7 protein-coding genes are annotated in these 8162 nt (G+C 73.2%); 2 read left to right on the forward strand and 5 right to left on the reverse strand.

The genetic code is table 11. The features are described from left to right. Positions 1–3: 3 nt before the first annotated feature. Positions 4–996: an epimerase gene (locus B5Y66_RS11700; protein ID WP_079574684.1), complete on the reverse strand. Its 993-nt coding sequence runs from the start codon at positions 994–996 to the stop codon at positions 4–6. A gap of 70 nt (positions 997–1066) precedes the next feature. On the opposite strand from B5Y66_RS11700, the gene B5Y66_RS11705 reads away from it, so the two are divergent. Beyond that, positions 1067–1708, forward strand: coding sequence for a TetR/AcrR family transcriptional regulator (locus tag B5Y66_RS11705; protein WP_079574685.1), 642 nt, complete (start codon positions 1067–1069; stop codon positions 1706–1708). 4 nt (positions 1709–1712) lie between these two features. On the opposite strand, the gene B5Y66_RS11710 is transcribed toward B5Y66_RS11705, so the two are convergent. After that, positions 1713–2192 carry a pyridoxamine 5'-phosphate oxidase family protein gene (locus B5Y66_RS11710; protein WP_079574686.1) on the reverse strand — a complete coding sequence of 160 codons (480 nt, stop codon included), beginning with the start codon at positions 2190–2192 and terminating at the stop codon, positions 1713–1715. Between the two features lie 61 nt (positions 2193–2253). Next, a complete protein-coding gene (locus tag B5Y66_RS11715; RefSeq protein ID WP_079574687.1) occupies positions 2254–2664 on the reverse strand; it encodes a VOC family protein in 411 nt (136 codons plus the stop codon). 124 nt (positions 2665–2788) lie between these two features. Between B5Y66_RS11715 and B5Y66_RS11720 the strand changes: the two genes are divergently transcribed. After that, on the forward strand, positions 2789–3823 hold the full coding sequence (locus tag B5Y66_RS11720) for a helix-turn-helix transcriptional regulator (protein ID WP_079574688.1): 1035 nt from the start codon (positions 2789–2791) through the stop codon (positions 3821–3823). 42 nt (positions 3824–3865) lie between these two features. Here B5Y66_RS11720 and B5Y66_RS11725 read toward each other — a convergent pair whose 3' ends face one another. Beyond that, positions 3866–6376, reverse strand: a complete 2511-nt coding sequence (locus B5Y66_RS11725; RefSeq protein WP_079574689.1) for an amylo-alpha-1,6-glucosidase — start codon at positions 6374–6376, stop codon at positions 3866–3868. 84 nt (positions 6377–6460) lie between these two features. Next, positions 6461–8162, reverse strand: a 1702-nt coding sequence (locus B5Y66_RS11730; protein WP_079575001.1) for a right-handed parallel beta-helix repeat-containing protein, incomplete at its 5' end; no start/stop codon positions are given.

Here is an 8162-nt window from a genome sequence, read left to right on the forward strand (position 1 = left end):
CCCTCAGGGGCGGCCGACGACGTCGTCGATCGCCGGGCCGAGGTCGGGCCACCGGAACGTGAAGCCGGCGTCCTCGAGCCGGCGCGGCACCACCCACCGGCTCTTGAGCAGCAGCTCCGACTCGTTGCGCAGCACGAGCATCGCGGGTTCCAGCAGCCAGCGCGGCGCGGGCAGCCCGAACGGTGCTCGCGTGGCGCGGCGCAGCGCGGCCATGAGGGAGCGGTTGTCAGCCGTGTGCGGCGACGCGACGTTGACCGGTCCGGACAGGTGGTCGTGCTCGTCGACGAACCGCACCGCGCGCACGACGTCGTCCACGTGGACCCACGAGAACTTCTGCCGTCCCCGGCTGCGGTGCGCCGCCGCCGCCGCGGGGGTGGGCGCGTCGCCGATGCCGCGGTACCGGCGGTGGCCGAACCACGGGCCGTCGAGCTGCGGCCCGCCGACGCCGAGCCGCGCGACGCGCGCGAGCAGGTCGGACGCGGGGCCGCCCAGCACGATGGCCAGACGGAGCGCGACCCGGCGGGTGCCGGGCAGGTCGCCGGCGAACAGCTCGGCCTCCCAGGCGCGCGCGACGTCGACCGAGAACCCGGTGCCGAGCTCGCCGTCGTCCTCGCCCTGCGGGCGGTCGAGGGCGTACCGGTAGATCGTGGCCGTGCTGGCGTTGAGCCACAGGCGCGGCGGCGCGGAGGCCTCCGCGACGGCAGTGCGCAGCGCGCGCGTGGTCTCCACCCGGGAGCGAAGGATCTCGTCCCGGTTCGCGTCGGTGTAGCGGCAGCCGACGCTCCTCCCGGCGAGGTTCACGAGGACGTCGGCGCCGTCGACCACGCGGGCCAGCGCGGCGGCGTCGTCCCACCGCGCGTCGGGCCCGGTCCGACCGACGCGCGCGACGTCGTACCCGCGCCGGGCGAGGTCGGCGGCCAGGGCCGTGCCGAGGAAGCCGGTCCAGGCGGCGACCACTGCGCGTCGGGGTCCGGGCGTGGGGGAGGGGACGGTCATCGTGCGCTCCTTGCCGATCGCTATGTTGATCAGTCGGTTAAGTCGATCGATCAAAGCATAGGATCGCGCCATGGTGGAAGCAGGCCCGGCGGCGGGCGGGCGCGGCCGGAACGCCGACGAGACGCGGCGACGACTGCTGGACGCCGCCGACCGGGTGCTGCGCGACCACGGGTATGCCGGGACGTCGGCGCGCACGGTCGCCGCGGAGGCCGGGGTGAACCCGGCGCTGATCTTCTACCACTACGGCGGCGTGGACCCGCTGCTGCTGGCCGCGCTCGACCGCGCGAGCGAGGTGCGGCTCGCGCGGCACCGTGCGACTGCGGAGCGGGCCGGCACGCTCGAGGAGCTCGCCGCCGCGGCGGCGACGATCTATCGCACCGACGTCGAGCAGGGCTATCTCGCGACCTTCAGCGAGCTCGTCGCGGCCGCCGTCACCAAGCCCGCGCTGCGCCAGGAGATCAGCGGCCGTGCCGAGGCGTGGGTGGCGTTCGTCGAGGAGCAGTGGGAACGGGTCGTGGGCGGGACCCCACTCGCCCGCCTGCTGCCCGCGCGCGACGTGGCGAACGCCGCGATCACCTTCTACCTCGGTGCCAACCTCTTCTCGGTGATCGACCCCGACGGCGCCCGGACCGAGGGCGTCCTGGACCTCGCCGGCCGGCTCGCACCCCGCGCCGGGCTGCTCACGATGCGGCTGCCCGGGCGCCGCCGCTGACCGGCTACAGGTCGAGCTCGACCTCGCGGCGGACGTCGCGATCGGGCTCGAGCACGAAGAACCGCGACACGACGGCGTGGAAGAGGCGCAGCTCGGCGGGCGCGACGACGCGCTCGACGGGCCACGGACCCAGCCCCTCGGCGCGGGAGCGGCGGTCGAAGATCGCGAGGCAGCGCTCGCGGTCGGGCTCCGGGACCTCGCCGGCCGACGCCTCCGCGTACACGGCGCGGGGCCGCCCGTCGACGGGCACCGGGGTCTCGAAGACCACGACCCCCACCGCGGAGCGTGCAACGACGTTGGACGAGTGGCGCGTGCCGAGGCGGGAGACCCAGACGAGCTCCCGGCCCTCGCGGGCGAACCACACGGGGGTGGGCCACGGGTTCCCGTCGCCGTCCGCGGTGGCGAGGACCAGGTAGCGACCGTCGTCGAGGACGCGTCGCGCGAGCTCGGCGTCGTCCGTCGGGTCGTCGGCCGATTCCGCCATCACGGACCTCCTCGTCGTGGGCCGACACCATGCTGGCACGATGCTCGCGGCTCGGCAGCGGTCAGGACGTCAGGGAGCTGAGCACCTCGCGGTAGTGGGAGTTCTCCATCACGCCGAGCACGTTGCCGAACGGGTCGACGACGGCCGCGGTCACGAAGCCGGGGCCGCGCTCGATCGGCTCCTGGTACGCAGTGGCGCCGAGCTCCAGCAGCCGCTCCCAGGCGCCGCGGACGTCGTCGACCGCCCAGTAGGCGAAGGCGCCCGCGGCGCCGTCGGGCTGCGGGGGAGCGAAGCGCCGGTCCATGATCCCCAGCTCGTGCTGGTAGTCGCCGATCCGGAATTCCGCGTAGGCGAGGCCGCCGCCGGCCTCGCGGGCGAAGTAGGCGTCGGTGCCGAGCACCTCGGCGTACCAGTCGCGGGCGGCGGCGACGTCGTCGGCCAGGTAGGTGATGGTGGTCAGTCCGCGCAGCATGTCGGCTCCTCGTGCTCGGTGCGGCCGTCGTGGCCGGTGCTCACGAGGTCCGGTGACCTCGTGAGCACCACTCTTCCGGTCAAAGTGATCATCTACTGAGCACTTTCCGTGGGAGTCTCGGAGCATGCGCGCCGACCGGCTCATCCAGGTGCTCCTCCACCTGCAGTCCCGACCCCGGGTGACCGCGGCCCAGCTCGCGGCGGACCTCGAGGTCTCGGTGGCGACCGCCCGCCGGGACCTCGAGGCGCTCTCCGCCGCGGGCGTGCCCGTCTACCCGCAACCCGGCCGCGGCGGGGGGTGGTCGTTGCTCGGCGGGTCGCGCACGGACCTCAGCGGGCTGACCGCGCCCGAGGCCCGGGCGCTCTTCCTGCTCGCGGGGCCCGGGGTGGCATCGTCCGACGACGCGCGGTCCGCGTTGCGCAAGCTCGTACGGGCGTTGCCCGCGACCTTCCGCGCCGAGGCGGAGGCGGCCGCTGCGGCCGTGGTCGTGGACCGCGAGGCCTGGAGCGCGGTCGGGCGCGCCCGGCCCCCCGAGGTGGACGCGCTGCAGCGGGCCGTCGTCGAGCGGCGTCGTGTGCGGATCGACTACACGGGCGCCACCGGGCGGTCGTCACGGCGCGACGTCGACCCCTGGGGCCTCGTGGACAAGGAGGGCGCGTGGTACCTGATCGCCGGGACGCCGGGCGGGCCGCGCACGTTCCGGGTGGACCGCATCGGTGCCCTGGAGGTCACGGACGAGGCCGCCGTCGTCCCCGACGACGTCGATCTGGGGGCCGAGTGGGAGCGCGTCGTCGGCGAGGTCGAGAGCAAGCGCTCCGCGACCTGGGCGACCGTGCGCGTCGCCGCCGAGCACGTCGAAGTCCTGCGCGCGCAGTTCGGGCGGCACACGGTCGTGGCGGAGGACGACGACGATCCCGGCGCCGCAGCCGCCGGGCGGGTCCGCGTGCGGGTCGCCGCGCCCACGCCGCTGGACCTCGCGCGGCACCTCGCCGGCTGGGGAGCGCAGGCGGACGTCGTCGGCCCGCCCGAGGTCCGGGCGGAGCTCGCCCGGCTGGGCGCGGAGCTCGTCGCGGCGCACGGTGCCGCGGCGGACGACGGGAGGACAGGCGACGACGAGAGGACAGGCGACGGCGCGGAGCACGACGGCGCCCGGCCGTGACGGGTGGTCACGGTCGGGCGCCGGCGCAGCACGAGCACGGCGTCACAGGCAGACGTGCGAGCTGCCCTCCCGCACCGTGGTGCGCAGGGTGGTGCCGGGCCGCGGCGTCACCTGCAGGCGTGCGTCCGAGCCGACGTTGACGTCGAAGCACGCGCCGCCGCGGGTGAGCACGAAGTCGCGCACGACGACGCGCCCCCCGGTCGCGCGGAAGACCGTGCGCCCGTCCCGCTCGAGCGTGGTCGCGGTGGGGCTGACCGTCGCCGCCCAGGTGTGCCCGCCCACGCGCACGTCGTCGACGGCGTTGCGGCCGGGCAAGGCCAGGGAGCCGAAGGTGACGGCACCGGGCCGGCCCCACGCGTCCTCGGCGACGAGCTCGTGCACCGCCATCAGGGGCATCACGTTGGACCAGGTGTAGTAGCGCCATGCGCTGTCCACCGCCGAGGCGTTGATGACCTGGCCCGGCTCGGGGTCGAAGTACTCGGGGAAGAACCCGTTCTCGTCCCAGCTGTCGAGGTACATGTCCGTGCTCTTCGCCGCCAGCGTCCCCGCGGCCTCGTCGAGCCCGTACCGCTTGAGGCCGTCGTAGACGGTGGCGTTCATCGGCGGCCACACGGCGCCGCGCCACTGCTCGCAGGTGTTCTCCTCGCCCCAGCCCAGGTAGTACGTGTACTCCGGGGACGACGTCGCGGAGGCGTCGCCGTTCGCGCAGTACTCCGCGTCGTCCCGGCTGATGCTCGGGATGGCGTACTCGCCCCAGAACTGCTCGGGGTCGAGCAGGTTCTCCTCGACCGTGCGCTGCGCCCGCTCGGGCGTCGCCAGCCCGCCGAACAGCGGGTAGAAGACCGTCGGCGTGATGACGTCCCCCCACGTGCCGTCGAGGTTCCGGTCGAGGTACATGGCCCGCTCGTCGTCCCAGAGGGTGTCGTTCGCGGCCTGCTTGGTCCGTTCCAGGACGGCGGTGAACCGGCGCGCGTCGTCGGGCCGGTCGAGCGCGTCGGCGAGGTCGGCCAACGACTCCGCCATCAGGGCGTAGTACGAGGTCAGCGCGACGTCGGTGAGGTCGGTGTTGTCGCGCTCGTCGCCGCTGCCACCCTGCTTGGCGATGCGGTCGGCGGCCAGGTAGACGGGCAGGTCGTCGAGGCCGAGGTGGTTGCCCACCTTGCTCGGATCGCCGTCGTACGGCGCCTCCAGCAGGCCGTCGTCGTTCACGTCCCACTCGGGCAGCTTGTCGAAGAACTCCACGAGCGACGGGTAGGCCAGCTCGACGAGCGCGCGGTCGCCGGTGGCGGCGTAGATCCGCTTGACGGCGTAGGCGTGCATCGGGCCCGCGTGCAGCTGGTCGTAGCGCGGCCCGCCGGAGGCGAACAGCACCCGCTCGTGCTGCCGCGCCAGGTCGGGGTCGACGGTGAGCGCGGTGACGGCGTCCCACGCGGAGTCCCAGCCGGTGAAGATCGAGTCGTTCTCCGCCCCGCCGCGGCCCCAGCCCCACACGAGGAAGCTCTGCCGCGACTGCTCGTCGTAGTTCGCGTTGAGGGCCATGGCGGTGCGCATCGCCGTCGCCGCGCGACCGGCCGGCCCGCTGCCGCTGAGGGTGTCGTCGTCGGCCTGCGCTCGGGCCCGTGCCAGCGCGCGCAGGATGCCCCCGTGGCCGGGGCCCGCCGTCGGCGGCTCGTCCGACACGCTCGTCGTGAACGTGATCGTCTCGTCCTCCTCCAGCGTGTACCGCAGGGCAGCCGCGGCGTCGCCGTCGGCCCCCGCCTCGCCCTGCATCGCCGCGACCATGTCGTCCACGGACGCGTACGCCCCGGCGTCGTCCGGCGCCTGCGTGGGGAGCAGCGCGAAGTGGCCGACGGCGGACGGGTCGTCCAGCCCGGCTCCCGTGGCGCGGACGCCGCGGTCGGTCACCTCGTAGGAGTTCTCCTCGCCCCACGGCGGTGCCGCCTCGAGGAAGACGGTCGCGTCGGCGTCGCGAGCCGTGACCGAGCCCACGAGGGTGTTCGGCGCGGTGCGGGCGAACCGCAGGACGATCGTCTGCTTGTCGCGCTGCGTCTGGTCGTAGCGTGCCTGCAGGGTGGGCAGCTGGTCGCGGGCCTCCGCGACCTGCTCGGCCGACCACTCGTCGGGGTGGGCGAGGATCTCGCGCAGCGCGCCGAGCCGGTCCGGCGTGATGCTCCGGTCGTCGCTGCTGATCTCGACCTCGTAGTACGAGCCGTCCACGGTGACGGGCCCGACGTGGGCGACGTGGGCGAGCAGGCCCTGGTTCTCGCGGACGAGCCGGCCGGCGGAGGTCAGCAGGTCGACGCGGAGCGCGAAGCGGCTCTCGCCCTCCCCGACGAGGAGGGCGCCGTTGTCGTCCCGCTCGACGTAGCCGGGCAGGGCGAAGGGGCGCTGCAGCCCGACGTCGGTGTCGGGCGGTCCGTCCGCGCCTGTCGCGCCCCCGGCCGGGACCGCGACGGACGCGAGCAGCGCAGCCGCGGCGCCCAGGACGACGGGCACGCGGCGGCGCGTTCGGGCGCCGCGTGGTGCTCGGGTGATGGGGTGGTGGTCGGTCATGGCCTGCTCCTCGGTGTGAGCGCTCACAAGGTGTGTGAAAGGGAGGGGCCGTGCCGCGCGTGGTGCGCGGCACGGCCCCGAGCACTACTCGACGTCGAAGGGGAAGTCGTCGGTGACGCCGATCTGGTCGTACTGCATCTGCGAGGCGTCGAAGTCGTCCTCCCAGTTGCCGTTGGTGACCTCGTTGCACTGGTACGACTGGTAGGACTGGTCGGTGGTCTCGCCGACCTCGATGTTGGAGAAGGCGAAGCCGCAGCCGCCGGCGTCCATGTGGACGCCGCGGGTGCCGGAGTCGGGCATCGCTCCGGCGGGGTCGGGGATCACGTCGCCGATCACCATCTGGTCCACGGTGTTCTGCACCGGGTGGGGCTCCTGGTTGTCCACCCCGTAGGTGTAGAAGGCGCCCATGTCGCCGGAGTCGAGCCCCGCCTGGTCGATGCGGATGTACCGGAACGCGTTGTTGTCGGTGTACTGCTCGCCGTCCACCACCTCCGGACGCGACTCGAGGCTGATGCCGTAGCGGGCGGAGTGCTTGACGTGGACGTGCTCCACCGTGTTGTCGCCCGTGCCCATGAGCTCGATGCCGGAGGCGTCGCCGGGCACGAGCTCGCCGACGTGGTCGATGAACAGGTTGCGGAACGTGTGCTGGTGGGTCAGGTCGCCCTCGCCGGGCCAGCCGCCCTCGACCTTGATGCCGTCCGCGCCGATGTTCTCCAGCAGCGAGTCCTCGACCGTCAGGTGGTCGTTCGCGAACAGCGCGTAGACGCCCGTGAACCCGGTGTCGCGGACGTGCATGCGCGTGAGGGTGATGTGCGAGGTGTTCTCGAGGGTGACGGCACCGAACCGGTTGCGTGGCATCTCGATCTGGCGGTCGTACTCGGGATACTCGTGCGGGACGCCGGCGTCGCCGGCGCTCGTCCAGCCGGCGCGGTACCAGCCGACGAAGTCGGAGTACTGCACGCCCAGGCCGTCGAACGTGATGTCGTGCGCCCTGTCCTCGGCGGAACGGCCCTTGATGTCCACGAGCTGGGTCACCGTCGGACGCATGACGGTCAGCCCGTCCATCGAGCCCTCGGCCGGCTTGTAGTAGACCTCCCCCGCCTCGTGGTCGAGGTAGTACTCCCCGGCCTGGTCGAGGAAGTCGAGCGAGTTCTGCAGGAAGTACCGGGAGCCGCTGCGGCTGTTGATCATCGCGTAGCGGGTCCAGTGGTCGAGGATGATCTTGTTGTCGGTGTCCTTGATGTCCGCGTTCTTGATGGGCACCGTGTCGGTGAACCAGCTCCAGGACCCCCCGGACCAGATCGTCACCTGCGCCGGCCAGCTCGTGGACGAGCCGAGGTCCGCGGTCTCGTCCCACTCGCCCGGGTTGTAGCCGATCTGGTCGCGCACCCCTTCCTTCTCGGGCTCGATGAGCCGCGAGAAGAGATATGGGGCATGGGTGTCCTCGCTCGTACGGTTCGGGTGGCGCGCCGTGGTGGCGCGGTCGCCGTCGACGAAGAGCGTGTAGAACGGTGCGTCGACGTCGACGTCGACGTCGGCCTTAAAGATGCCGTCCTGGTACGGCTCCCAGCCGGTGACGGGCTCGGCGCCGACGAGGTTGGCCTTGCCGGGCCCGTCGGCGGAGCGGTAGATCACCTGGTGGCCGTTGTTGCCGGAGTCCATCTCGGTGAACTCGATGGTCTCGGCGACCCGGTAGTCGCCCTCGGCGAGGTTGACCACGATGTCGCACCGCATCTTGCGCTCGTGGTTGAGGCCGAGGTCCTGGATGTGGTCGCGGGCCTTGTCG

The sequence above is a fragment of the Krasilnikoviella flava genome, from assembly GCF_900167525.1.
Lineage (GTDB): Bacteria > Actinomycetota > Actinomycetes > Actinomycetales > Cellulomonadaceae > Isoptericola > Isoptericola flavus.

Excerpts from the sequence above, each read along its gene's own strand:
- B5Y66_RS11700 (WP_079574684.1), bottom strand. The coding sequence starts at position 996 with ATGACCGTCCCCTCCCCCACGCCCGGACCCCGACGCGCAGTGGTCGCC.
- B5Y66_RS11705 (WP_079574685.1), top strand. The coding sequence starts at position 1,067 with ATGGTGGAAGCAGGCCCGGCGGCGGGCGGGCGCGGCCGGAACGCCGAC.
- B5Y66_RS11710 (WP_079574686.1), bottom strand. The coding sequence starts at position 2,192 with ATGGCGGAATCGGCCGACGACCCGACGGACGACGCCGAGCTCGCGCGA.
- B5Y66_RS11715 (WP_079574687.1), bottom strand. The coding sequence starts at position 2,664 with ATGCTGCGCGGACTGACCACCATCACCTACCTGGCCGACGACGTCGCC.
- B5Y66_RS11720 (WP_079574688.1), top strand. The coding sequence starts at position 2,789 with ATGCGCGCCGACCGGCTCATCCAGGTGCTCCTCCACCTGCAGTCCCGA.
- B5Y66_RS11725 (WP_079574689.1), bottom strand. The coding sequence starts at position 6,376 with ATGACCGACCACCACCCCATCACCCGAGCACCACGCGGCGCCCGAACG.